The organism is Nesiotobacter zosterae, from assembly GCF_033843645.1.
Classification (GTDB): domain Bacteria; phylum Pseudomonadota; class Alphaproteobacteria; order Rhizobiales; family Stappiaceae; genus Pseudovibrio; species Pseudovibrio zosterae.
The window spans coordinates 26,184-49,050 of the sequence record NZ_JAWXVZ010000002.1; the positions used below are offsets into that span (position 1 = coordinate 26,184).

Genomic DNA, 22,867 nt, shown 5'->3' on the forward strand with positions numbered 1-22,867 from the left:
GCCGGGTCCGAACGCCTGAAAACAGCGCTGGACTTGTATACGGATCGTATGATGGGTTGGCAAAAATGTCTTGGTTCATCCTGCGCTCTTAAAATCGATAATGCTGCCGTTACTGTCACAGGTAATGGACATGCGCCCCTTTTTCAACGTGAAGCGATGAGTAAATGCTGGCCCAACCCTTTAGTTTCTAAGGTCTGCGCTTGCGAGATGGGCAACGTTGATGCCGTTGTCTTCCAGCGCCTTGATGATTGTGGCCGCATGGGTGCTACCGCGGGTCTCGATTGTGACGTCTAGCGTTGCGCCTTTTGCAGGGACATCGAGAAACAGTCGGTGGTGGGAGACCTCCAGAATGTTGCCGCCGAGGCCCCCAATAAGCGTCGAGATCTCGCCAAGGATGCCTGGACGATCCGGTATGGTGCAGCGGATCGAGATGATGTTGCCGCTGCGTACCAGCTCTCGGAGCATGATGGATGTGAGGAGGCGTGGATCAATGTTTCCGCCACACAAGACAAGCCCGACTTTCTTGCCTCTAAACCGCTCAGGCTGCGCCATGACGGCCGCAAGACCTGCCGCCCCAGCCCCCTCAGCGATGGTCTTTTGCTGTGTCAGGTAGGCGTTGACGGCTTGCTCAATTTGGGTTTCGGAGACGAGGATGATGTCCTCGACCAATTCAGACGTGATTTCCTTGGTGAGCGCGCCAACACGGCGCACGGCAATCCCCTCAGCAAGTGTATTGCCGCCCGCGGGGCGCTCTTTGCCGGACAGTGCATTGTGCATGGAGGGGAACAGGACGGCTTCCACACCGATGATTTCGATGGAAGGCTTCTTTGCCTTGGCGGCAATGGCCATGCCCGAGATCATGCCGCCGCCGCCGATGGGTACAACCAAAACATCAAGCTCTGGCATGTCTTCAAGCATCTCTAGGGCAATGGTTCCCTGACCAGCAATCACATATGAATCATCGTAGGGATGCACCCATGTGTAGCCGTGTTCTTTCGACAAGCGGTCCGCTTCCTCGCGCGCATCATCAACGGTTTCACCAGCGAGAACGACCGTGGCACCATAGTTTTCGGTGGCGGCAACTTTGACATGCGGTGTGTTCAGCGGCATGACGATGACCGCTGGTATGCCCAGTCGTGTCGCATGAAGCGCAACCGCCTGTGCGTGGTTGCCTGCCGACATGGCAATGACGCCTTTGGCGCGTTCTTCCGCGCTCAGGCTGAGGAGTTTGTTGAGCGCGCCACGTTCCTTGAAGGCATTGGTATCCTGCAGGTTCTCGTACTTGACGAAAATGCTTGTGCCAGTGATCTCATCCAGGTGGCGCGCTGGCAACAATGGCGTGCGCAGAACTGCGCCTTCAATCGCCTTGGCAGCGCGCTCGATGTCTTCAAGGGTAACGGGCAGGGGCATGGCACAGTTCACATCTGTTGAAAGTGAGGACGGGCCATCAGGCCCGCCATAAATAATGGAGAGAGGCTTGTTCAGCCTTTGAGCTTTTTGGCTACTTCCAGCGCGAAATAGGTCAGGATGCCATCAGAACCTGCGCGTTTGAACGCCAGAAGGCTCTCCATCATGGCGCGCTCATAGTCGATCCAACCATTTTGTGCGGCTGCGCAAATCATCGCGTACTCCCCGGAGACCTGATAGGCATAGGTGGGGACGAGGAAAGTGTCTTTCACCCGGCGGATGATATCAAGGTACGGCATGCCTGGCTTGACCATGATCATGTCGGCCCCTTCCTGCAGATCTAGCTCGGCTTCGCGCAGGGCTTCATCCGTATTTGCGGGGTCCATCTGATATGTACGTTTGTCGCCCTTCAGCATTGCGTTGGTACCAACGGCATCTCGGAAAGGGCCATAGAACGCTGAGGCATACTTCGCAGAGTAGGCCATTACCTGACGATCGTCGAAGCCGTTTGCATCCAACGTCTCGCGAATGGCACCGATACGGCCGTCCATCATGTCAGATGGGGCGATAACGTCGGCACCTGCTTCAGCCTGCACGAGCGCCTGGCGGCATAGCTGCTCGACTGTTTCGTCGTTGACGATGATCTCACCGCGCAACAAGCCGTCATGCCCATGACTGGTATAGGGGTCGAGGGCAACATCGGTAACCAGGCCGACGGGAATGCCTTCATCCTTGATGGCGCGCAGGGCGCGACAAATCAGGTTGTTGTCGTTTAGTGCCTCGGTGCCGTCGTCGTCACGCAATTCATTTGGTGTGTTTGGAAAGAGCGCCAGCGCTGGAATGCCAAGTGTGGCGGCTTCCTCAGCGGCCTTGACCGCTCTGTCAACGGTATAGCGTTCGACGCCCGGCATGGAGGAGACAGCCTCGGTTGCGTTGTTGCCATCCATCAGAAAAATTGGCCAGATCAAATCGTTCACTGTTACCTCGTTCTCGCGGACCAGTCGGCGTGACCAGTCACTGGAACGATTGCGTCGCATGCGGCGGCCGCCAAGTACGGACGCAACGTTGGGAACGTGAGGAGTATTGATCTTATCTGCCATTGAAATTCACCGTTAAGAACCTTTTGGGGCCCGGCGAGGCGAAACGCTATGCCGTCTCAGTCGGGGATAGTGTTTTTGCAGATAACATAGGCTGGCGGTAGGATTCACCTCAAAACCTCCCTTTTTTCTGCAAGTTCGATCATTTTTTTCCAGCAAGCTCAAATTATTCTCTCGTGATATATGTGCTGCTATATGCGAATTGACGCAGTGCCACTGTGCGCGTACCGATTGCGCAAGCTATAGAAAATGCTGATCTATTGTAGTTTGGGAGGGCTGCAACCATGGATTTTCAATTGACAGAAGAACAGCGCGCCATTGTTGATATGGCGTCCAGTTTTTCCGCCGAAGAATTAGCTCCATTTGCCAAAGAGTGGGACGAGAACTCTTTCTTTCCGGTCGAAACGCTGAGAAAGGCTGCCGAGTTGGGCATGGCAGGTCTTTACGTTCCTTCAGATGTGGGCGGTTCTGAGCTGGGGCGTCTGGATGCGGCTTTGATCTTTGAAGAGCTTTCCAAGGGATGTACCTCCACCGCAGCTTTTCTTTCCATCCACAACATGGTGGCGGGAATGATCGACAAGTTCGGAAATGAGGAGCTGCGTCAGCGGTTCTTGCCGCAGATGTGCAGCATGGGCATGATCGCAAGCTACTGCCTTACCGAACCGGGATCTGGTTCCGATGCCGCAGCGCTGCGCACCCGCGCTGTTCGCGATGGCGACGAGTATGTTCTGAACGGGTCCAAGGCGTTCATCTCTGGTGCTGGCACTTCTGATCTTTACGCGGTGATGGTGCGCACGGGCGAGGAGGGGCCGGCTGGCATCTCCTGTGTGATTGTTGAAAAAGGAACGCCGGGCCTCAGCTTTGGTGCCAATGAGCACAAGATGGGATGGCGCAGCCAACCAACGGCGCAGGTGAACTTTGAGGATTGCCGTGTGCCAGTCGCCAATCGTATCGGTGAAGAGGGGGATGGCTTCAAGATCGCCATGATGGGGCTCGACGGCGGGCGGCTTAACATCGGCGCATGCTCCTTGGGTGCCGCTCAGGCCTGTTTGGATCAGGCAATTCAGTATATGGGGGAGCGCAAGCAGTTTGGCCGCAATCTGAACCAGTTCCAGGCGTTGCAGTTCCGCATTGCGGATATGGCAACAGAGCTGGAGGCGGCGCGCCTGTTGCTATACAAGGCGGCGTCGTTGCTGGATCAGAAGGATCCATCCGCCACTAAAATGGCTGCAATGGCCAAACGCCTCGCAACCGACACGGGGTTCAAGGTGGTCAATGATGCGCTTCAGCTGCATGGCGGGTATGGCTACCTGAAGGACTATCCACTGGAGCGCTATCTGCGCGATGTTCGCGTGCACCAGATCCTTGAAGGCACCAATGAGATCATGCGTCTCATTATATCCAGAGAGATTTTCCGCGAAGCTCAGTAAGTGAGTCTCTTTGCGGATCTGCTTTAATCAAACAACGGAGCTTGAATGACTATGACTGATGAGGTCCTTTTTGAGCGAAAGGGCCATGCTGGTCTTATGGTGCTCAATCGTGCGAAAGCGCTGAACGCCCTGACCCATGAGATGGTTGTCGCCATGCACAACCATTTGACTGAATGGGACGCGGACCCAAGTGTTCGCCACATCATCATCAAGAGCAACAGCGACAGAGCCTTTTGCGCCGGAGGGGACATCCGTCAGGTTGCCAAGGCCGGACCGGAAAAGGCTGCAGAAACGGTTCAGTTCTTTGCTGATGAGTATCGTCTCAATGCGGCGATGAAAGCCTGCAAGACTCCATTGGTTGCGCTTATCGATGGCATTGTTATGGGGGGCGGTGTTGGCATTTCAGTGCATGGGCACTATCGCGTCGGTTCGGAGAAGACGCTGTTTGCCATGCCTGAAACCGGTATTGGCTTCTTCCCGGATGTGGGCGGCGGATACTTCTTGCCGCGATTGCCCCATGCGCTGGGCTATTACTGCGCGCTCACGGCAGAGCGCCTCAATCAGGCCGACTGTTGCTGGGCAGGCATATTGACCCACGCCGTACCAGCGGAAAAGTTTGAAGCTCTGGAGGCGGCCCTTTGCGCGGCTGATAATGTCGAATCCGTTCTGGACGAATACGGTGTTGAGGCGGGCCATGCGCCGATCTCCGACAAAGCTCAAGTCATCGAGAGCTGTTTTGGCGTTGATACCACTGCTGGCATCTTCGAGGCGTTGAGCCAGCTGGAGGCAAGCAGCGATGACGATTTTGCGCGCAAGACGCTCGACACCCTCGGGGGGCGCTCGCCCACCAGCATTGAGGTTGCTTTCCGTCAGTTGAAACGCGGCGCAGAGCTTTCCATGAACGATTGCATGATCATGGAATACCGGATTGTGTCGCAGATTTTGCAGGGGCATGACTTCTATGAGGGCGTGCGCGCAGTGCTTATCGACAAGGATCATAGTCCAAAATGGCGTCCAGAGCGCATGAGTGAGCTAAATGAGGTTGAAATTGAAGCGCATTTCATGCCACCCAAAGGAGGCGATTTGACTCTCTAGGCCGTCAAGGCCTTTAAACTGGGGCCATTAGGAACAGGCTTATGCGAAATACACTGGAGCACATGGTTCGCAGAGGACCCTCCTTCACGGAGATGTTGCATGTGTACCTGCGCCTGATGGCTCTCATCATGCTGGGTGCGGGGCTCATACACTGGGCCCGCATCGTTGGGGCTGAGAGTTGGAGAGGCCTCTACTTTCCCGATATGCCGACCGAATGGCAGAGTGCAATTGTGTTCTTTGCCGTTCTGGACCTGATTGCCGCTATTGGCCTGTGGCTGCTCGCCAGCTGGGGAACGGTCATCTGGCTGTTTCGTTCATTGTGTCAGGTCGTGATGCACACGGTGTTCGCTGAGACTTTCGCGCGCCGACCCTACGAGATCGCTTTTTATATGGGGGCTATCGCCCTTTATCTGGTCCTTTTGTACCTCTCCGAGAGATTCGGAGAAGAGCAGGCCAAGCGCTCCTGAACTCCCCGTATTCTGCTAAGGTAGGGCTGCACAGGCTAAGTGTTTGTGCTGACACTGCACCTATGCCGTGAATAACAAGCTTCGGACAATTTAGGGGAGGTAAATATGTCTGGTGACTTAAGGAAGATTGCGTTCATTGGTCTTGGGAACATGGGCGGTCCGATGGCCATCAATCTGGTCAAGGCTGGCCATGAGGTGACAGGTGTCGACCTATCCCCAAGTGCGCAAGAAGCCATAAAAAAAGCAGGGGGAATATGTGCGCATAGCATAAGTGCGGCTGTTAAAGAAGCCGAAGTTGTTGTTACCATGTTACCAGCTGGAAAACACGTAGATGCCGTTTATCGCGGTGAGGATGGTGTTTTGAAGCATGCAAAGCCAGACACACTTCTGATTGATTGCTCAACCATCGATGTGGAGAGTGCTCGGAAAGTGGCGGAAGCTGCGCATGAGGCCGGAATGCATATGATTGATGCGCCGGTTTCCGGGGGAGCAGTTGGGGCAGCAGCTGGAACCTTGACCTTCATGGTCGGCGGTTCTGATGAGGCGGTAGAACAGGCACGTCCACTCCTTGATGTTATGGGGAAGTCGGTCGTGCATGCCGGGGACGCCGGCGCTGGGCAAGCCGCCAAGATTTGTAACAACATGCTGCTTGGCATTTCGATGATTGGAACATGCGAGGCATTCTTGCTGGCAGAGAAACTGGGTTTGGATCCTCAGAAGTTGTTTGACGTGGCTTCAACTTCATCCGGTCAATGTTGGTCTTTGACGAGCTACTGTCCGATACCGGGTCCAGTTTCGACATCGCCAGCGAACAATGATTACAAGCCTGGCTTTGCAGCTGCGATGATGCTGAAGGATTTGCACCTTGCTCGTGAGGCCGCTGATTCCTTTGGAGCCGAGACCCCCATGGGGCATCGTGCCGCCGAGCTCTATGAGCAGTTTTGCAACAGTGATGGTGAAAACCGCGATTTCTCCGCAATAATACAGTTCCTTCGCGGCGGATCGTAAACGAATGGTTACCCGGGTGTGTGATGCGCACTGTGAGAATTAAGGGATCATTAAGTGTATCTCTTAAGCGGTTCTTAGAGCCGGTGGGGTAAATTTGCTTCAAGTGCGGAACAAAAATACGACTTGCACGGCAATATGGACATGAGGCGCAACCAAATGGTGAACACAAATAGGGCAGTCGAAGTCCTGCCGCAGGAAGAAGAGAAGGCTGAGTTGAAGCCTGCTTATCTTGAGGCACTCACACTGATTGAACGACTGCACCGTCGTCTTCTTGACGTCATCAAGGATGAATTTGATCGGATGGGACGATCAGATGTAAACAGCGTACAGGCTCTGTTGCTGTTCAACATCGGGGATTCCGAATTGACGGCAGGCGAACTGCGCACCCGTGGCTACTATCTGGGTTCCAACGTTTCTTACAATCTTAAGAAGCTTGTCGAAACTGGGTACATCAATCACGAACGCTCTCGCATGGATCGTCGTTCTGTGCGCGTAAGTCTGACCGAGAAGGGCAGAGAGATCGCGCAGATTGTTGATGACCTTTATGGCCGTCATGTCCTGTCTATCGAGCAGGTCGGGGAACTTGGCACCGAGAACCTTGTTGAGCTGAACCGCTCCTTGCGTCGTCTCGAGCGTTTCTGGACAGACCAGATTCTCTATCGCTTGTAAGCGTTGGATCACACACCCAATTCAAAAACGTCGCCTCCATCAGGCGGCGTTTTTGTGTTTGGAGCATGAGGCGCAGCACGACGGATGGGTTGCGCTGGAACTTGCCGGTGTGAATGTTGGGCGAAAGGCGTCAAACGGACATGAAGCAGCCATATTGAGCTGGCTTTTTCTTCAGGTGTCGGGCGCACTGGGGTGTATCGCGCCCACTTGTTGTTATCACGCGGTTGCAAAATCCCTTGGACCATGCCACGAGCATGGAGCCGGAGCAGGGGCCTAACATGAATGCTCCAGCCGGGGACGTGGTTACCAAATCCTTAGAAACCATCGGGTATGCTGGATTGGTAGCCGGTATTAAAGAAATTGGAGAGCTATTCGTGTTGAGCCAGATCGACCAAACTCGCCGATCCAGACTCATTTCTCTGCTGTGCGGGGCTGCACTGGCAATGAGTGCTGGCGCTGCTGTTGCGCAGGTAAATTCAGGTGTGCCGAACAGCCTGGGAAATGACGGATTTGCGCCTGCTGCTGAGCTGCCTTCTGGACAGCTGCAGTTTGTTGACGGTACCGAGTGGCAGGATAGCTTTGATAGGGGCTCTGGAAAGCTGGCGAAGCTGGACTTCCAAAAGCCCAGCATCACTCTGGAGACGGCAGACTATCTGCGCGGTGCCATCTACAAGTATCAGCAGATCGTCGTGAATGGCGGCTGGCCGCAGGTACCGGGCGGCACAAAGGCCATGCGGATGGGGATGCGCCATGACAATGTCATTGCGTTGCGCCAACGCCTCATGGTTTCAGGCGATCTGGCACAGTCCGCTGGGCTGTCCAATACGTTTGACAGCTATGTGGATTCGGCGGTTCGTGCCTTCCAGTTACGCCACGGGCTGACACCAGATGGTGTCGTCGGTCAGGATACTCTGGACGCCCTCAACGTGTCGGCGGATGCGCGTTTGCGCCAGCTTCAGACCAATCTGGAGCGGGTTGAGGAACTGGCGCCAAAGCTTAAAGATCGCTATGTGATGGTGAACATTCCGGGCGCCTCCATCGAAGCGGTTGACCATGGACAGGTTCGTTCACGCCACACCGCCGTGGTTGGCAAGATCGATCGGCAGACTCCGATTGTGAATTCGGCCATTCACGAGTTGAACTTCAATCCGTATTGGACGGTTCCGGTCAGCATTATCCGCAAGGATCTGATCCCGCGTATGCAGGAAAACCCGAACTACCTGGCGGAAAACCGCATTCGTATCTTTGATTGGCATGGAAACGAGCTGCAGTGGCAGGACATTGACTGGGGCACTGACGAGGCGACGCAGTATCGCTTCACGCAGGAGCCGGGCGACGGCAACTCCATGGGCACCATGCGCATCAACTTCCATAACACCCATCAGGTCTATCTTCACGACACACCAGAGCAATCGCTGTTCGGCAGCGGCTATCGCTTCCATTCCTCAGGTTGCGTGCGCGTTCAGAACGTGCGCGAGCTGGCAACCTGGCTGTTGTCCTCCACCACGCCTGAGTGGGACCGGTCTCGGGTGGATGATGCGATTCGCAGCGGTGAACGTCTTGACGTGAGGATGAAGAGCAAGATTCCACTGCATATGGCCTATATTACCGCTTGGGCGCAGGCCGATGGTGTTGTTCATTTCCGCGGTGATATTTACAACCGAGACGGAATTGGAACCGGCGGCACCGACACAGCGGCGATCAATGTGAATTGATTTGGCGAAGTGCCGCGGAGTTCCGCGGCATTTTTGTTTGGGGGCGTGTGTGAGCAAGCCAAGTACAATCTTTTTCGAACTGCATCAGGTTGGCCGCTATGTGAAGGTGAGCGCCATCTGCGCGGACACTGGCACGGAAGTGTCTGTTGTGGGCGACCCCAATGCCTCGCAGGCACAACTAAAAGCTTTGGCAGCTCAGAAACTGAAACGCCGTTTGGAGCGGGATCAGAAGAGCTGAAGGCAAATATGGGTGAACACCGGCCCAATCATGCTCTATGTAGTCTCTAGACCCTTGGTTTGCGTGGTTTCCTGTGGTAGCACGTGTGCTCCCAGCGCAAGTTGAAAGCGCCCGGGGTGTTGGCGGTTTGGCTCCTGACCCCGCCATTTAGCGACACCAAAGATATGAGGCCTAACAATGTCCCTGACGGATAACACAGTCAGTACTCCACTGTACCCAGACTTCTTTACAGGTTCATTGGCCGACGGCGACAAGGAAATCTTTGAGGCGATCAACCTGGAGCTCTCTCGTCAGCAGAATGAGATTGAGCTGATCGCATCTGAGAACATCGTCTCGGCTGCAGTCATGGAAGCCCAAGGCTCCGTGATGACCAACAAATACGCTGAGGGCTATCCGCGTCGTCGCTACTACGGCGGTTGCGAGTATGTCGATATTGCTGAAGAGCTGGCGATCAGCCGCGTCAAGGAACTGTTTGGCTGCGAGTTCGCCAATGTTCAGCCAAACTCTGGTTCGCAGGCTAACCAGGCCGTTCTGATGTCGATGGCCAAACCGGGCGACACGCTGCTCGGTATGAGCCTTGATGCTGGTGGTCACCTGACGCACGGCGCGAAGCCCAACATGTCCGGTAAGTGGTTCAATGCTGTTCAGTACGGCCTTGATACATCCACTGGCCTGATCGACATGGACGAAGTTGCCGCTCTTGCGCGTGAACACAAGCCTGCGATCATTATCGCCGGTGGTTCTGCCTACTCCCGTCAGATTGACTTTGCTGCGTTCCGCGCAATCGCTGATGAAGTTGGTGCCTATTTTTGGGTTGATATGGCGCACTTTGCTGGTCTGGTGGCTGGTGGTCAGCACCCATCTCCATTCCCGCATGCCCATGTGGCAACGTCCACCACTCACAAGACCTTGCGCGGTCCGCGTGGTGGTTTGGTTCTGACCAATGATGAGGCCATCGCCAAGAAGATCAATTCTGCGATCTTCCCGGGTCTGCAGGGTGGTCCGTTGATGCATGTGATTGCCGCGAAGGCTGTCGCATTCGGCGAAGCGTTGCGCCCGGAATTCAAGACCTACGCCAAGAACGTTGTGGAGAATGCTCAGGTTTTGGCTGAAACTCTGCGCGAAGGCGGGCTGGACATCGTTTCTGGCGGCACGGATACCCACCTGATGCTTGTGGATCTTCGCCCGAAAAACCTGACGGGTAAGGCCGCCGAGAAGTCTCTGGGCCGTGCGAACATCACCTGTAACAAAAACGGTGTACCGCTAGACCCTCAGAAGCCAACGATCACTTCCGGGATTCGTCTTGGAACGCCTGCTGGCACCACTCGTGGGTTCGGCAAGGAAGAGTTCCGTGAAATTGGCCTCTTGATCACTGAGGTTCTGGACGGGCTGCGTGAAGCGAACAGCGACGAAGGCAATGAAGCTGTTGAGCTGGCCGTTAAGGAAAAGGTGGTCAAGCTGACCAGCCGTTTCCCGATTTACGGCGGCTGATAAGAGCTTAAAAAGACTGGTATTTAGGGGAGGCACACGCATATGCGTTGTCCATATTGTGGTGGCGAAGATACGCAGGTAAAGGATTCTCGGCCGACCGAGGATAATACTGCCATTCGCCGGCGCCGTGTTTGTCAGACATGTGGCGGGCGTTTTACAACGTTTGAGCGCGTGCAGCTGCGTGAGCTGACAGTGATCAAGCGCAATGGACGTCGTGTGCCTTTCGACCGGGAGAAGTTGATGCGTTCGGTGCTCATCGCAACGCGCAAACGCCCGGTGGAGCCAGAACGGATCGAGCGCATGGTGAGCGGCCTTGTTCGCCAGCTGGAAAGCTCAGGAGAAAGCGATGTGATGGCCGAGGATATCGGCCATCTCGTCATGGAAGGCCTCAAGGCGCTGGATGATATCGCATATGTGCGGTTTGCGTCGGTCTACAAGAACTTCCGCGAGGCCAAGGACTTTGAAGCTCTTCTTGATGAATTGAGCGATGCAGAGTCAGACCCTTTACTTATGCCTAGAAGAGATTAAGTGTACCTAGTCGTTACTCTGTAATCGTATGAGGTACCAGCTTTGCCGGATACAGCTGTTGAGCGCGAGATCGCCGACGGACCTATGACCCGCGCATTGGATGAGCAGTTTATGGCTGCTGCGGTGGCATATGGTCGGCGCGCGCAAGGACGCACCTGGCCCAACCCGCCTGTTGGCGCGGTTATCGTAAGGCAGGGACCTTTTGGGCCCGTAGTTGTGGGGCGGGGCGCGACCATGCCCCCGGGCGGTCCCCATGCTGAAGTTGTGGCGCTGGAACAGGCTGGAGACGCGGCGCGTGGCGCTACAGCCTACGTCACACTTGAACCTTGCGCGCATCAGGGGCGTACCGGGCCCTGTGCTCTTGCCCTCGTAAAGGCCGGTATCTCCCGCGTTGTATATGGTATTGCCGATCCTAATCCATTGGTAGGTGGCAAGGGACATGGCATCCTGCAGGAAAATGGCATTGCGGTGACCTCAGGCGTTCTGGAAAAAGAATGCCGTGAAGCAGTGCAGGGCCATTTGTCGCGCGTGGAAAAAGGCCGTCCGCACTTGATGCTGAAGATGGCAATTTCTGCCAATGGCTACATCGGTCAGACAGGGGAAGGGCAGCTTGCCATCAGCAGTGCGCTGAGCAAACGCCTGGTGCATGGTTTGCGTGCCCGATTTGATGGCATCCTGATTGGCATCGGGACGGTTCTTGAAGACGACCCGGAGCTGACTTGCAGATTGCCCGGAATGATCGGGCAGTCTCCGGTGCGCATCGTCCTGGACAGCCAAGCGCGTTTGCCGCTCGATTCCAAGTTGGTCAAGTCATGCCGTGAGGTGCCGCTCTGGGTTTTGACCGGCGAGAATGCATCGGATGCTCGTGTGAGTGCGCTCGAACGCCTTGGTGTGACCGTCATCAATAACGACTGTGTACGTAATGGCCACGTGTGCCTTGATACGGTGCTCTCAGCTCTCTACATGCGGGGTCTGTCTCAAGTTCTTGTCGAAGGGGGTGCCCACATTGCTCGCGCGATGCTCGATGAGAAAGTCATTGACGAGGCCATCATCTTCAAAGGGCAGAGCGTTGTCTCTGGGACCGGAATTTTGCCGTTCCTGGACGAGGGCGTGGAGGCTCTGGACAAAACTGGACGGTTTGACCGCAAACTTGAGCGGTATAGCGGTGGGGACGCCGTGCTGCACTACCGTGCGAAGTAAGGAGATCACATAAGTGTTCACTGGCATTGTTACCGATCTTGGCAAGATCACATCCGTGGAAAAGGTTCCTGCGGGGCTTAAGTCCCGTATCGCTTGTTCATACGAGGCCAATGGCATCGCTATTGGCGCATCCATCGCGTGTGGTGGTGTGTGTCATACAGTGATTGCCAAGGGTGTTGAGGACGGCAAAACCTGGTTTGAAGTGGAATCGGCTACGGAAACCCTGCAGCTAACCACTGTTGCAGGCTGGAAAGCTGGCGATAACATCAACTTGGAGCGCTCTCTTGCCATGGGCGATGAGTTGGGCGGGCACTTGGTCCTTGGGCATGTAGACGGTACCGCGACCATCATTGAGCGCACTGAACATCCTGACAGTGTGTATCTTAAGTTCGAATGCGCTGAGGAATTCGCAAAATTCATCCCCAAAAAGGGGTCGGTATGCCTTGATGGAACTTCGCTTACAGTGAATGAAGCGGATGGTAACACATTCTCGGTATTCCTTATCCCTCATACTCTGTCAGTGACCACCTGGGGCGATCGAAAGGTGGGCGACAAAGTAAATCTTGAGGTTGATATGATGTCGCGTTATGTAGCGCGGCTCGCAGAATTCACAGCGTGATTTGAATGCCGCATCTGCGGCATCAAATTGTCTGGACAAACTACCCGAGACGTGGTTCCTGACCACAAGTTTCACAAGTCTAGTAGAGAGAGCACCGTCATGAGTGTCATTCCACATATCCTCGTTATTGAGGCCCGGTTTTATGAAGAGCTAGCGGATGCACTTTACGATGGAGCCGAAGAGGTTCTGGAGCGTGCTGGCGCGAAAATCTCTCGTTTGGCAGTGCCTGGCGTACTGGAGATCCCATCTGCGCTGTCCATGGCGCTAGCGGCCATGGAAAACGGGGATGCGGACTACGACGGTTTCGTGCTGCTCGGCTGCGTGATCCGTGGTGAGACCACGCACTATGACATTGTGAGCAATGAGTCTGCCCGCGCCATCATGGAACTGACCATTGATGCAGCGGTGGCTGTCGGCAACGGCATTCAGACAGTTGAGAATCAGGAACAGGCTTGGGCTCGTGCGAGCGCAGACAAGAAGAATAAGGGTGGTGGTGCAGCAGAAGCGTGCCTCGCGATGATTGGTGTGCGCGACCACTTCGGAGTTTGAAATTAGGTCTATGACTACCGACGACAATAACAAAAACGAAATTGAAGTTCGTCCAGCGAACAAGCGAGGCGCAGCGCGCCTCGCAGCCGTTCAGGCCCTCTATCAGATGGAAGTTGGCGGCGCGCAGATGAATGACGTGCTGGGCGAGTTTGAAGCATTTCGCCTTGGCAAGGAAATGGATGGCGACCAGTACCGTGATGCGGATCCGGCATGGTTCCGTGATCTCGTGATGGCCGTGATCGATGATCAACGTGTGATCGATCCACGCATCCATCAGGCACTGTCTGATGATTGGCCGCTTCGCCGCATCGATGCGACGCTGCGCGCGATCCTGCGCGTGGGGGCTGCTGAGCTTTATCGCAAGAAAGATGTGCCTGCACGTGTAATCATCAATGAATACATTGATGTATGTAAGGCGTTCTTCGAGCAGGATGAGACACGTCTTGTAAACGGCATCATGAACCGTCTGGCTCGCGAGCTGCGTCCTGAAGAGTTCGACGACGCTTCAAAGAGCGCGTAGGTTTATGGTGGAGCGAAGGCTTGGCGAATTTGAGCTGATCGAGCGCTATTTCGCTCCACTTGCTGATGGCGTAGGGGCCGCGGGCCTCAAGGACGACGCCGCGGTCTATACCCCTCAAGATGGCCACGACATTGTTGTCAGCAAAGACATGTTGGCCTCTGGCGTCCATTTTTTCCCTGAAGATCCTCCCGCTGCAATTGCAGCAAAGGCGCTGCGGGTAAACCTGTCGGATATTGCATCCAAGGGAGCACGCCCCACAGCGTACGCGCTTGGACTCGGGCTTGCCTCAGATGTCGATGAGCACTGGATTGCCGAGTTTTGCAAAGGCTTGGGGGAGGACCAGAGGACCTATGGAATCACCTTGCTTGGTGGAGATACCATCAAGACAGGGGGGCGAATGGTGCTTTCTGTAACCTTCTTTGGGGAACTCCCCCGTGGAAGCACGGTACGTCGAACATCCGCCTCTGAAGGCGACTATATTTATCTTACCGGGACCGTTGGAGATGCTGCTCTCGGCCTTCAGTTGCGACTGAGTGCAGAGCGTGCAGGGCAGATTGGGCTTTCCGAGGACGATGCGGATTTTCTGCTGAACCGGTATCTGTTGCCACAACCGCGTGTGGTTGCTGCAGATGCTGTTAGGCAGTTTGCGTCTGCCTCCATGGATGTGTCGGATGGGCTTGCTGCTGATCTTGAGCACATGTGCAAGGCGGCAGACCTATGGGCGCACGTTGAGTTGGACCAGCTTCCATTGTCACGCGCGGCTGGCAACTGGGTTGCAGCCAAACCTTCTGACATTAAGACGGTGATCACTGGCGGTGATGATTATGAGCTGCTTTGTGCCGTCGCTCCTGATCACGCAGAAGGCTTTGAACGCGCTGTGAGAAAAGCTGGTGTGCCCGTGACGCGAATTGGTAGATTTGTTTCGCCCGAACCCCATGAACCTCGTGTTCAGTTCCTCAGTTCTGAGGGCGTTTTGGACCTCCATGGCGTGAGCGGTTATCGGCACGTTTAGCCTGAAGTCTACTTAGTTTTCCCAATAAGAGGGTTGTTGGTTCCTCGTTTAGGGGTAGTGTTCTCTTCCGTAGAGGAGAGAACTGGATGACGACAACCACTGAGTCTGCGGGCACCATCGACGATACTTTGGCCCGTCGCAACGCGCTTTTGCTTTCTGTGGCGCAGGCCTTGGGTGGTTCATCCGCGACGATTGTTTTTGCAACGACGTCTATTCTGGGTGCGAGCCTTTTGGATGCGGACAAATCTCTCGCCACACTTCCTGTAACTGCGTTCGTGCTGGGAACGGCGCTCGGCACCTTACCCGCTGGGCTAATCATGCGCCACTTTGGGCGGCGAGTCGGCTTTTCCTTTTCCATGCTGTTGGGCTTTGTGTTTTCCCTGATTGCTGCACTTGCAGCCTACTATGGGCACTTTTATCTCCTGTGCTTCTCAACGCTCGGCACAGGGTTGGTGGCAGCATTTGTCCAGCAATTCCGCTTTGCCGCTGCTGACACAGCGAGCGATGGCTTTAAGCCTAAAGCGATTTCCCTGGTACTTGCCGGAGGCATCCTCGCCGGAGTGATCGGACCACAAACGGTCATTTGGACCAAAGATTTGTTTGAGCCCTTTCTGTTTGTCGGCACTTACTTGGCGCAGGCGGTTTTGAGCCTCATTGCGTTTTTTGTTGTAGTGAATGTCAGGGTTCCATTGCCGCCAAAGCGCAACTCGGTTGGCCACAAGCAGGGTAGGCCGCTCTCGTACATCATGAAGCAGCCAAGATTTGTGGTTGCCGTGCTCTGCGGAATGATCAGCTATGCGATCATGAGCTTGGTGATGACGTCTGCGCCACTTGCAATGATCGCCTGCGGCCTTACAGAAACGGATGCAGCGCTCGGCATACAATGGCACGTTGTAGCCATGTTCGGTCCGTCCTTCATTACAGGGAATCTGATCACCAGATTTGGTGCCCTGAAAATAATGGGAGTTGGATTCGGCCTCTATCTTTTGTGTTCCATGGTTGCGCTGACTGGATTGGAGCTCTGGATCTTTTGGAGCTCTCTGGTTTTACTTGGCCTTGGATGGAATTTTTCTTTCGTTGGCGCTACTACATTGCTTACGCAGACATATCGGGATGAAGAGCGCAACATGGTTCAGGCGTTCAATGACTTTTTAGTATTTGGTCTTGTCGCAATTTCTTCATTCTCATCCGGGAAGCTCTTGCATTCATTTGGCTGGGAAACCGTGAACACTATGGTGTTTCCGTTTATTGCAGTGTGCCTTGTTTCTTTGATCTGGCTTGGTCTTAGACGCAAAACTGAAAGTATAGCCTGAGCAAACCGTTGTAGGTGTACGTGCTGTCAACATACGTGTTACCTAGGACTACCCCATAAAACGTTATTGACGGATAGTGCCTGCCATATACCGTCTTACTACGCATAACTCTGTAGGGAAAACGGTACTTGATTTGCTGAAATACACACTATTAAAGTAGCAATCTAACCCTAGGGGAGGGTAAATGGCTGAACTTCTAGTTACAATCGTATGCGGCGTGCTATCTGTCGTCTACGGCATCTGGGCGATCCAGAGCGTGATGGCAGCTGATACAGGTAATGCGCGCATGCAGGAGATTGCTGGTGCGATTCAGGAAGGCGCGCAGGCCTATCTGACACGTCAGTACACCACCATTGCGCTTGTGGGCGTCGTAATTTTCATAATTGTCGCTTTTCTGCTGTCAATTCCTGTGGCGATCGGTTTTGCGATCGGCGCAGTTCTCTCCGCTGCCGCTGGCTTTATTGGTATGTTGGTCTCTGTTCGCGCGAACGTGCGGACCGCGCAGGCCGCTAGCCAGAGCCTTGCTGCGGGTCTTTCCATCGCATTCCGCTCTGGTGCGATCACCGGCATGTTCGTTGCCGGTCTGGCGCTGTTGGGTGTGGCTGTTTACTATCTGATCCTGACGGAAGTGATGGGCTTTGAGGGCACTTCCCGTGCAGTGATCGATGCGTTGGTTGCGCTCGGTTTTGGTGCGTCGCTGATCTCTATCTTCGCGCGTCTTGGTGGCGGTATCTTCACCAAGGGTGCCGACGTTGGCGGTGACCTCGTAGGTAAGGTTGAAGCGGGTATCCCGGAGGATGATCCCCGTAACCCTGCCACCATCGCGGACAATGTGGGTGACAATGTCGGCGACTGTGCTGGTATGGCAGCCGATTTGTTCGAAACCTATGCGGTGACACTGGTTGCGACCATGGTTCTGGCGGCGATCTATTTCGCAGGCTCAGAGATGCTTGAGGCAGCCATGCTGTATCCGCTGGTGATTTGCGGTGTTTGTGCTGTTGCTTCGATCGCCGGTACCTTCTTCGTGAAGCTGGGCCAGTCAAACTCCATCATGGGCGCGCTCTACAAGGGCTTCATTGCAACGGCAGTGATCTCGTTGATCGTTCTTTATCCGGTGACCATGTGGGTGTTCGGCGGTATGGACACCGTTCTGGCTCTGCCAAACGGCATCCAGTTCACACCGATGTCATTGTTCCTGTGTGGCGTTTCTGGTCTTATCGTAACCGGCTTGATCATCTGGATCACCGAGTATTACACCGGCACTGGCTTCCGTCCTGTTAAGTCCATTGCAAGGGCTTCTGAAACCGGTCACGGGACCAACGTGATCCAGGGGCTTGCCATCTCGATGGAAGCAACGGCTCTGCCAGCCATCGTGATCATCGCCGGCATCATCGTGACCTATCAGCTTGCTGGCCTGTTCGGCATCGCCATTGCGGTTACCACCATGCTTGCGCTTGCTGGTATGGTTGTTGCGCTCGATGCATTCGGCCCAGTGACCGATAACGCAGGCGGTATTGCCGAAATGGCTGAACTTCCTGCTGAAGTTCGCGACACCACTGATGCCTTGGACGCTGTAGGTAACACCACAAAGGCCGTGACCAAGGGCTATGCAATCGGTTCAGCGGGCTTGGGTGCGCTTGTTCTGTTTGCAGCCTATACGGAGGACCTGAAGTTCTTTGCAGCAAACAGCGATAGCTTCCCTTACTTCGAAGGCATCACACCTCAGACGCTCGACTTCTCCTTGTCCAACCCGTACGTGGTCGTCGGCTTGTTCTTTGGTGGTCTGCTGCCATTCCTGTTTGGCGGTATTGCAATGACCGCTGTGGGCCGTGCAGCGAGTGCGGTTGTGGCGGAAGTTCGTCGTCAGTTCAAGGAAAAGCCGGGCATCATGAAGGGCGAAGAGCGTCCTGATTATGGCCGTGCGGTGGACATGCTGACCCGTGCCGCAATCCGCGAGATGATTGTTCCATCTCTGCTGCCTGTTCTGTCTCCAATCGTATGCTACTTCTTGATCTACGCGATTGCAGGCAAGGCCAATGGCTTTGCTGCACTTGGCGCAATGCTGCTAGGTGTGATCGTTACCGGCTTGTTCGTGGCTCTGTCCATGACCGCTGGTGGCGGCGCATGGGACAATGCCAAGAAGTACATCGAGGATGGCAACTACGGCGGTAAAGGGTCTGAAGCGCACAAGGCGGCGGTCACCGGTGATACTGTTGGCGATCCCTACAAGGATACAGCAGGTCCAGCTGTGAACCCGATGATCAAGATCACCAATATTGTGGCTCTGCTGCTGTTGGCTGTTCTGGCGCACTAATCGGCGCGTTTCAAAAAGAACCATAGAGTTAGAAAGGCGGTCCAAGGGCCGCCTTTCTTTTTGGGCTGAGCAACAACATTACGTCCGTTGGATAGCTGCAGCAGGGCAGCGACCCTTGAGAGGCTCCCCGGTGAATAAGGGCAGGCATTGTCGGCCCGCTTTTGAGGGCAAAAAAAATCCTAGTGGCACATACTGCCACCAGGATTTTTGTCTTCTCGGCATGCTGAGGCGTATCAGAGGCCCAATGTTGGGTTCTGAGCGCCGCGCAGGATCTGTGTGAGGAAGCCGTAGTCAGCACCGCCGGTGCGTGTCTTGCGGTTCAGGTAGTCGATGACCCGACCATCTTCCATACCGAAGTTACCAATGTCGCGAACGAAGCCATCGTCATCAAAGTAGACTGCGACGACGCGTTGGTCGACAACTTCAGGTGCCAAAAACGCTGTGGTCTCTGTGGTCTGGGAAATGTAGTAGTAGGCGTCGCCGTTGAGATTGGACGTTGTGGACGGGGAGCCGAGCAGCAGCTCAACCTGCTCACGACTGGAGCCAACCTGAATCTCTGAAAGGGCGTCCGGGGAAATCACCTGGCCGTGGTTCAAGGTAGTGGTGAAGCAGCCCCCAAGCGGCATGGCCAAGCAAGCAAGGAGTGCCGTACGGCGAACAAATGCAAACATTCCAAACATCCCGTTAGCTTGCAAACCTTGGTGTGCCCCCGTTCGCAAGCGCATTAAATTTTCCTTGTTTTTGTGCCTAACGCGTGGCACGCAACAAAGCAACTCCGGATCGCAAAAGAGGTCCCATGATCTTTGGCATTTTTAGGCGCCGCGACGATTCGTCAATTCGCAGTGTTTACGAGCAAATCGTGGCACAAGCGCGCCAACCCTACTTTTATACAGATCTTCAGGTGCCCGATACTGTTGAAGGGCGCTTCGAGATGATCGTTTTACATGCCTTCCTCGTTTTTCACCGATTACGCAACCAAGGGAAAGAGGCCCAAGACTTCTCACAGGGAGTGTTTGATCTTTTTTTCCAAGATATGGATCAAAGCATGCGTGAAATGGGGATTGGCGATGAGGGCGTGCGTCGTCGCATAAGAGCCATGACCGAGTCGTTTTATGGCCGTTCCTCCTCCTATGCTGAAGGGCTTTCCAGTGGAAACCGCAGTATTCTGGCTCAGTCCTTGCTCAAAAATATCTATGGTGGAGCCCAAGAGGTTATTGCAGCAGATCGTCTAGTAGACTACATGCAGCACTCCTTAGATGTTCTGGGCGAATTATCAGAGGACGAGATCCGAAAGGGACGCGTTGCTTTCGCCGCGCCCGACACGCTCGCCGGAAAGAAGCAGTAGATCATGAGCATTGCACCTTATCCTTGGACTTATCCATTCGATCTTCCAAAACTGGGGGATAAACCGGTTTCTTTGGTGCTGGAATTGGATGACGCCACAAGAAACGCGTTTTTGGAAGCTTACCAACTACTCGAGCTGCCGAAGTTCAAGGCTGAGTTGGAAGTTCGGCGGTGGCGCAAGAACGGTGTCGCAGTTCGGGGAACTGTCGTAGCCAAGACTGTTCAGGCCTGTGTTGTGTCTTTGCAGCCGGTTTCTGGCGAGGTCGATGAAAGCTTCGAGCGGACCTTCTTGCCTGAAGACGATGGGTCGAAGCGGCGCAAGACTGAGGATGAGGATCTGGAAATCGAGGTTGACTTCGATGCTGAAGATCCGCCTGAGACTTTTTCCGGTCGCCAATTGGACCTTGGTGCCATTGTTTGTGAGCAATTTGCTCTGGGGCTTGATCTTTACCCTCGGGCGGAGGGTGTGCATGTTGATGAAGCTTACGCCCCAAGCCCGGAAGATGAGTTGGAAGATGAAAAAGAGCCTTCTCCTTTTGCTGCTCTTGAAGCGCTCAAGAAGGATTTGAAGGACTGAAACGGGCTGAGGTGCTTTAAAGAGAGGTTGCGCGAGACGGCGAAAAGGGTATCTTGCGCCCGCGCGCTGCTCCAGTAACCCAATCGCACAACATGTCTTCAAGGCCATTTTCGGTGCAGCAATTGCCTATCATGTAACGGGATTTACAACAGCATATGTCTGAAAAGATCAGAATTTCAATTGACGCCATGGGGGGCGACGACGGCCCTGACACGGTCATTCCGGGAGCAGCCATCGTTTTGGAGCGCTGCCCCGATATTGAATTCTTGCTGTTCGGCGATAGCGCGGTCATCGAGCCCATGCTTGAGACCTATCCGCGATTGAAGGAAGCATCCACCGTTCACCACAGTGAAGTGGCCATCGAGATGGATGAAAAACCCAGCCAGGCCCTTCGCAAGGGGCGCGGCAAGTCATCCATGTGGAAGGCCATTGCTGCCGTGAAATCCGGTGAAGCGGATGTGGCGGTCTCCGCGGGCAATACGGGCGCCTTGATGGCTATGTCCAAGTTCTGCCTGCGCACCATGTCGGACATCGAGCGTCCGGCAATTGCGGCGATCTGGCCGACCATGCGTGGCGAGTCCATCGTTTTGGATGTTGGGGCCACAGTCGGGGCGGATGCACAGCAGCTGATCGATTTTGCCATTTTGGGCGGCGCCATGGCGCGCACCATTCAAGGCATCAACAAGCCAACTGTTGGTCTTCTCAATATTGGCGTTGAAGAGGTGAAGGGTGTTGAGGAAGTGAAGACCGCAGGGCGTATGCTGCGCGATCTTTCTCCGCCGAACCTCAAGTATATCGGATTTGTGGAAGGGGATGATATCGGCAAGGGAACTGCCGATGTTGTCGTCACCGAAGGGTTTGCGGGCAATATTGCTCTGAAGACGGCAGAAGGCACGGCCAAACAGCTGGCGGGCTATCTCAAATCTGCCATGTCCAGAACCATATTCGCAAAAATCGGCTACTTGTTCGCCAAGGGTGCGTTTGATCGTTTGCGTGCGAAGATGGATCCGCGCAAAATGAACGGCGGGGTATTCCTTGGTTTGAACGGCATCGTCATCAAGAGTCATGGGGGAACCGACGGGGAAGGGTTTGCTTCTGCCGTCGAGCTTGCCTATGACATGGCTAAAAATGAACTCATAAAGAAGATCTCCGAAGACATCGGGGACTACCATCGAGGCAAGATTACTGCTGTCGATGACGGACTGGAAGGTTAACCGTGAACGCTATTCGCTCTGTAGTTCTGGGCTGCGGCAGCTATCTGCCGGAAAAAGTTCTTCGCAACGCCGATCTCGCCGAGATGGTCGACACCTCCGACGAGTGGATCGTTCAGCGCACGGGAATCCACCAGCGTCACGTGGCTGCCGAAGGAGAGTTTACCTCTCACATGGCCATCAAGGCTGCGCAGCGCGCGCTTGAAAACGCTGGCGTTGATGCCGCTTCCATTGATCTGATCATTCTGGCCACATCCACGCCAGACAATACATTTCCAGCATCCGCAGTAACTGTTCAGGCCGGTCTTGGCATTACCCACGGCATGGCGTTTGACGTTCAGGCGGTGTGTTCTGGATTCGTGTACGCCGTAACGACTGCTGATGCTTACTTGCGTGGCGGCCTTGCCAAGCGTGCGCTTGTGATCGGTTCTGAAACATTCTCTCGTCTTCTGGACTGGGAAGACCGCACCACTTGCGTTCTGTTCGGTGATGGAGCAGGCGCAATTGTGCTCGACGCTCAAGAAGGCGCAGTGGATGTGAACGAGAGCGGTGTACTGACTTGCAAGCTGCGCTCGGATGGGCGCCATAAAGAAAAGCTTTACGTGGACGGCGGGCCTTCATCTACACAGACCACCGGGCACCTGCGCATGGAAGGCCGTGAAGTCTTCAAACATGCCGTGGGCATGGTGACGGATGTGATCGAGGATGCTTTTGAAGCAACCGGCCTGACAGCTGATGACCTGAATTGGTTTGTTCCGCACCAGGCGAACAAGCGCATCATCGATGCGTCTGCCAAAAAGCTGGGCATCGCACCGGAGAAGGTTGTAATCACCGTTGGCGAGCACGCCAACACATCCGCGGCGACCATTCCGCTTGCGCTTGATTCTATCGTGCAGGCTGGAAAGGTGAAGAAGGGCGACCTGATTATGCTTGAAGCCATGGGTGGTGGCTTCACTTGGGGCGCGGTTCTTCTACGCTGGTAAACATATTGCCCCCAGAACTCACTCTGGGGGCGCTTCCCTTCGCATAAGCTGTTGACCAACGCGAGGGAAGACAATACCGT

The 22,867-nt window shown here is 54.8% G+C and carries 23 protein-coding genes; 20 read left to right on the forward strand and 3 right to left on the reverse strand.

The features are described from left to right. Window positions 1–180: 180 nt before the first annotated feature. Together Q3Y58_RS02910 and hemB are read right to left on the reverse strand one after the other, a co-directional pair. On the reverse strand, window positions 181–1,410 hold the full coding sequence (locus Q3Y58_RS02910; RefSeq protein ID WP_319620940.1) for a threonine ammonia-lyase: 1,230 nt from the start codon (window positions 1,408–1,410) through the stop codon (window positions 181–183). A gap of 71 nt (window positions 1,411–1,481) precedes the next feature. Then, window positions 1,482–2,507, reverse strand: coding sequence for a porphobilinogen synthase (gene hemB, locus Q3Y58_RS02915; protein WP_274216474.1), 1,026 nt, complete (start codon window positions 2,505–2,507; stop codon window positions 1,482–1,484). Between the two features lie 281 nt (window positions 2,508–2,788). Here hemB and Q3Y58_RS02920 point away from each other — a divergent pair, with 281 nt between their 5' ends. The 16 genes from Q3Y58_RS02920 (at window position 2,789) to Q3Y58_RS02995 (ending at window position 18,672) form a co-directional block, all read left to right on the forward strand. Further along, window positions 2,789–3,934: an isobutyryl-CoA dehydrogenase gene (locus tag Q3Y58_RS02920; protein ID WP_319620942.1), complete on the forward strand. Its 1,146-nt coding sequence runs from the start codon at window positions 2,789–2,791 to the stop codon at window positions 3,932–3,934. A gap of 45 nt (window positions 3,935–3,979) precedes the next feature. Further along, window positions 3,980–5,029 (forward strand): enoyl-CoA hydratase/isomerase family protein, encoded by a 1,050-nt coding sequence (locus Q3Y58_RS02925; protein WP_319620944.1) that lies wholly within the window; start codon window positions 3,980–3,982, stop codon window positions 5,027–5,029. Between the two features lie 41 nt (window positions 5,030–5,070). Then, the gene (locus tag Q3Y58_RS02930; protein ID WP_319620946.1) at window positions 5,071–5,496 is read left to right on the forward strand and encodes a DUF6163 family protein; all 426 of its coding nucleotides are present in this window, start codon (window positions 5,071–5,073) and stop codon (window positions 5,494–5,496) included. Between the two features lie 105 nt (window positions 5,497–5,601). Continuing rightward, a complete protein-coding gene (mmsB, locus tag Q3Y58_RS02935; protein ID WP_319620947.1) occupies window positions 5,602–6,504 on the forward strand; it encodes a 3-hydroxyisobutyrate dehydrogenase in 903 nt (300 codons plus the stop codon). 156 nt (window positions 6,505–6,660) lie between these two features. Then, window positions 6,661–7,173, forward strand: a complete 513-nt coding sequence (gene ldtR / locus Q3Y58_RS02940; protein ID WP_274216480.1) for a transcriptional regulator LdtR — start codon at window positions 6,661–6,663, stop codon at window positions 7,171–7,173. A 278-nt stretch (window positions 7,174–7,451) separates the two neighbouring features. Further along, on the forward strand, window positions 7,452–8,888 hold the full coding sequence (locus Q3Y58_RS02945) for a L,D-transpeptidase family protein (protein WP_274216481.1): 1,437 nt from the start codon (window positions 7,452–7,454) through the stop codon (window positions 8,886–8,888). A 49-nt stretch (window positions 8,889–8,937) separates the two neighbouring features. Continuing rightward, window positions 8,938–9,126, forward strand: a complete 189-nt coding sequence (locus Q3Y58_RS02950) for a DUF6898 family protein (RefSeq protein ID WP_274216482.1) — start codon at window positions 8,938–8,940, stop codon at window positions 9,124–9,126. 177 nt (window positions 9,127–9,303) lie between these two features. Beyond that, the gene (glyA, locus tag Q3Y58_RS02955) at window positions 9,304–10,617 is read left to right on the forward strand and encodes a serine hydroxymethyltransferase (RefSeq protein WP_274216483.1); all 1,314 of its coding nucleotides are present in this window, start codon (window positions 9,304–9,306) and stop codon (window positions 10,615–10,617) included. Window positions 10,618–10,659: 42 nt separating this feature from the next. Beyond that, window positions 10,660–11,145, forward strand: a complete 486-nt coding sequence (nrdR, locus tag Q3Y58_RS02960) for a transcriptional regulator NrdR (RefSeq protein ID WP_274216485.1) — start codon at window positions 10,660–10,662, stop codon at window positions 11,143–11,145. Between the two features lie 42 nt (window positions 11,146–11,187). Further along, a complete protein-coding gene (gene ribD / locus Q3Y58_RS02965) occupies window positions 11,188–12,345 on the forward strand; it encodes a bifunctional diaminohydroxyphosphoribosylaminopyrimidine deaminase/5-amino-6-(5-phosphoribosylamino)uracil reductase RibD (RefSeq protein ID WP_319620948.1) in 1,158 nt (385 codons plus the stop codon). Between the two features lie 13 nt (window positions 12,346–12,358). After that, entirely contained in the window at window positions 12,359–12,964 is a 606-nt protein-coding gene (locus Q3Y58_RS02970; protein ID WP_274216487.1) for a riboflavin synthase, read from the forward strand. Window positions 12,965–13,063: 99 nt separating this feature from the next. Further along, window positions 13,064–13,513, forward strand: coding sequence for a 6,7-dimethyl-8-ribityllumazine synthase (gene ribH / locus Q3Y58_RS02975; protein ID WP_274216488.1), 450 nt, complete (start codon window positions 13,064–13,066; stop codon window positions 13,511–13,513). Window positions 13,514–13,523: 10 nt separating this feature from the next. Next, entirely contained in the window at window positions 13,524–14,033 is a 510-nt protein-coding gene (gene nusB, locus Q3Y58_RS02980) for a transcription antitermination factor NusB (RefSeq protein WP_274216489.1), read from the forward strand. 4 nt (window positions 14,034–14,037) lie between these two features. Beyond that, complete coding sequence (thiL, locus tag Q3Y58_RS02985; protein ID WP_319620949.1) at window positions 14,038–15,045, forward strand: thiamine-phosphate kinase; 1,008 nt, start codon at window positions 14,038–14,040, stop codon at window positions 15,043–15,045. A gap of 86 nt (window positions 15,046–15,131) precedes the next feature. Then, the gene (locus tag Q3Y58_RS02990) at window positions 15,132–16,358 is read left to right on the forward strand and encodes an MFS transporter (protein WP_319620950.1); all 1,227 of its coding nucleotides are present in this window, start codon (window positions 15,132–15,134) and stop codon (window positions 16,356–16,358) included. A 184-nt stretch (window positions 16,359–16,542) separates the two neighbouring features. Further along, complete coding sequence (locus Q3Y58_RS02995) at window positions 16,543–18,672, forward strand: sodium-translocating pyrophosphatase (RefSeq protein WP_274216492.1); 2,130 nt, start codon at window positions 16,543–16,545, stop codon at window positions 18,670–18,672. 233 nt (window positions 18,673–18,905) lie between these two features. Here Q3Y58_RS02995 and Q3Y58_RS03000 read toward each other — a convergent pair whose 3' ends face one another. After that, window positions 18,906–19,343 carry an outer membrane protein assembly factor BamE gene (locus tag Q3Y58_RS03000; protein WP_319620951.1) on the reverse strand — a complete coding sequence of 146 codons (438 nt, stop codon included), beginning with the start codon at window positions 19,341–19,343 and terminating at the stop codon, window positions 18,906–18,908. A 125-nt stretch (window positions 19,344–19,468) separates the two neighbouring features. Between Q3Y58_RS03000 and Q3Y58_RS03005 the strand changes: the two genes are divergently transcribed. The 4 genes from Q3Y58_RS03005 to Q3Y58_RS03020 all read left to right on the forward strand — a co-directional run bounded on the left by Q3Y58_RS03005 (window position 19,469) and on the right by Q3Y58_RS03020 (window position 22,787). Continuing rightward, entirely contained in the window at window positions 19,469–20,017 is a 549-nt protein-coding gene (locus Q3Y58_RS03005) for a ubiquinol-cytochrome C chaperone family protein (RefSeq protein WP_274216494.1), read from the forward strand. Between the two features lie 3 nt (window positions 20,018–20,020). After that, the gene (locus Q3Y58_RS03010) at window positions 20,021–20,593 is read left to right on the forward strand and encodes a YceD family protein (protein WP_319620953.1); all 573 of its coding nucleotides are present in this window, start codon (window positions 20,021–20,023) and stop codon (window positions 20,591–20,593) included. 155 nt (window positions 20,594–20,748) lie between these two features. Further along, the gene (gene plsX, locus Q3Y58_RS03015; protein ID WP_274216496.1) at window positions 20,749–21,807 is read left to right on the forward strand and encodes a phosphate acyltransferase PlsX; all 1,059 of its coding nucleotides are present in this window, start codon (window positions 20,749–20,751) and stop codon (window positions 21,805–21,807) included. A gap of 2 nt (window positions 21,808–21,809) precedes the next feature. Then, on the forward strand, window positions 21,810–22,787 hold the full coding sequence (locus Q3Y58_RS03020) for a beta-ketoacyl-ACP synthase III (protein WP_319620956.1): 978 nt from the start codon (window positions 21,810–21,812) through the stop codon (window positions 22,785–22,787). Window positions 22,788–22,867: the final 80 nt, after the last annotated feature.

Excerpts from the sequence above, each read along its gene's own strand:
- Q3Y58_RS02910 (WP_319620940.1), bottom strand. The coding sequence starts at position 1,410 with ATGCCCCTGCCCGTTACCCTTGAAGACATCGAGCGCGCTGCCAAGGCG.
- hemB (WP_274216474.1), bottom strand. The coding sequence starts at position 2,507 with ATGGCAGATAAGATCAATACTCCTCACGTTCCCAACGTTGCGTCCGTA.
- Q3Y58_RS02920 (WP_319620942.1), top strand. The coding sequence starts at position 2,789 with ATGGATTTTCAATTGACAGAAGAACAGCGCGCCATTGTTGATATGGCG.
- Q3Y58_RS02925 (WP_319620944.1), top strand. The coding sequence starts at position 3,980 with ATGACTATGACTGATGAGGTCCTTTTTGAGCGAAAGGGCCATGCTGGT.
- Q3Y58_RS02930 (WP_319620946.1), top strand. The coding sequence starts at position 5,071 with ATGCGAAATACACTGGAGCACATGGTTCGCAGAGGACCCTCCTTCACG.
- mmsB (WP_319620947.1), top strand. The coding sequence starts at position 5,602 with ATGTCTGGTGACTTAAGGAAGATTGCGTTCATTGGTCTTGGGAACATG.
- ldtR (WP_274216480.1), top strand. The coding sequence starts at position 6,661 with ATGGTGAACACAAATAGGGCAGTCGAAGTCCTGCCGCAGGAAGAAGAG.
- Q3Y58_RS02945 (WP_274216481.1), top strand. The coding sequence starts at position 7,452 with ATGAATGCTCCAGCCGGGGACGTGGTTACCAAATCCTTAGAAACCATC.
- glyA (WP_274216483.1), top strand. The coding sequence starts at position 9,304 with ATGTCCCTGACGGATAACACAGTCAGTACTCCACTGTACCCAGACTTC.
- nrdR (WP_274216485.1), top strand. The coding sequence starts at position 10,660 with ATGCGTTGTCCATATTGTGGTGGCGAAGATACGCAGGTAAAGGATTCT.
- ribH (WP_274216488.1), top strand. The coding sequence starts at position 13,064 with ATGAGTGTCATTCCACATATCCTCGTTATTGAGGCCCGGTTTTATGAA.
- nusB (WP_274216489.1), top strand. The coding sequence starts at position 13,524 with ATGACTACCGACGACAATAACAAAAACGAAATTGAAGTTCGTCCAGCG.
- thiL (WP_319620949.1), top strand. The coding sequence starts at position 14,038 with ATGGTGGAGCGAAGGCTTGGCGAATTTGAGCTGATCGAGCGCTATTTC.
- Q3Y58_RS02990 (WP_319620950.1), top strand. The coding sequence starts at position 15,132 with ATGACGACAACCACTGAGTCTGCGGGCACCATCGACGATACTTTGGCC.
- Q3Y58_RS02995 (WP_274216492.1), top strand. The coding sequence starts at position 16,543 with ATGGCTGAACTTCTAGTTACAATCGTATGCGGCGTGCTATCTGTCGTC.
- Q3Y58_RS03000 (WP_319620951.1), bottom strand. The coding sequence starts at position 19,343 with ATGTTTGCATTTGTTCGCCGTACGGCACTCCTTGCTTGCTTGGCCATG.
- Q3Y58_RS03005 (WP_274216494.1), top strand. The coding sequence starts at position 19,469 with ATGATCTTTGGCATTTTTAGGCGCCGCGACGATTCGTCAATTCGCAGT.
- Q3Y58_RS03010 (WP_319620953.1), top strand. The coding sequence starts at position 20,021 with ATGAGCATTGCACCTTATCCTTGGACTTATCCATTCGATCTTCCAAAA.
- plsX (WP_274216496.1), top strand. The coding sequence starts at position 20,749 with ATGTCTGAAAAGATCAGAATTTCAATTGACGCCATGGGGGGCGACGAC.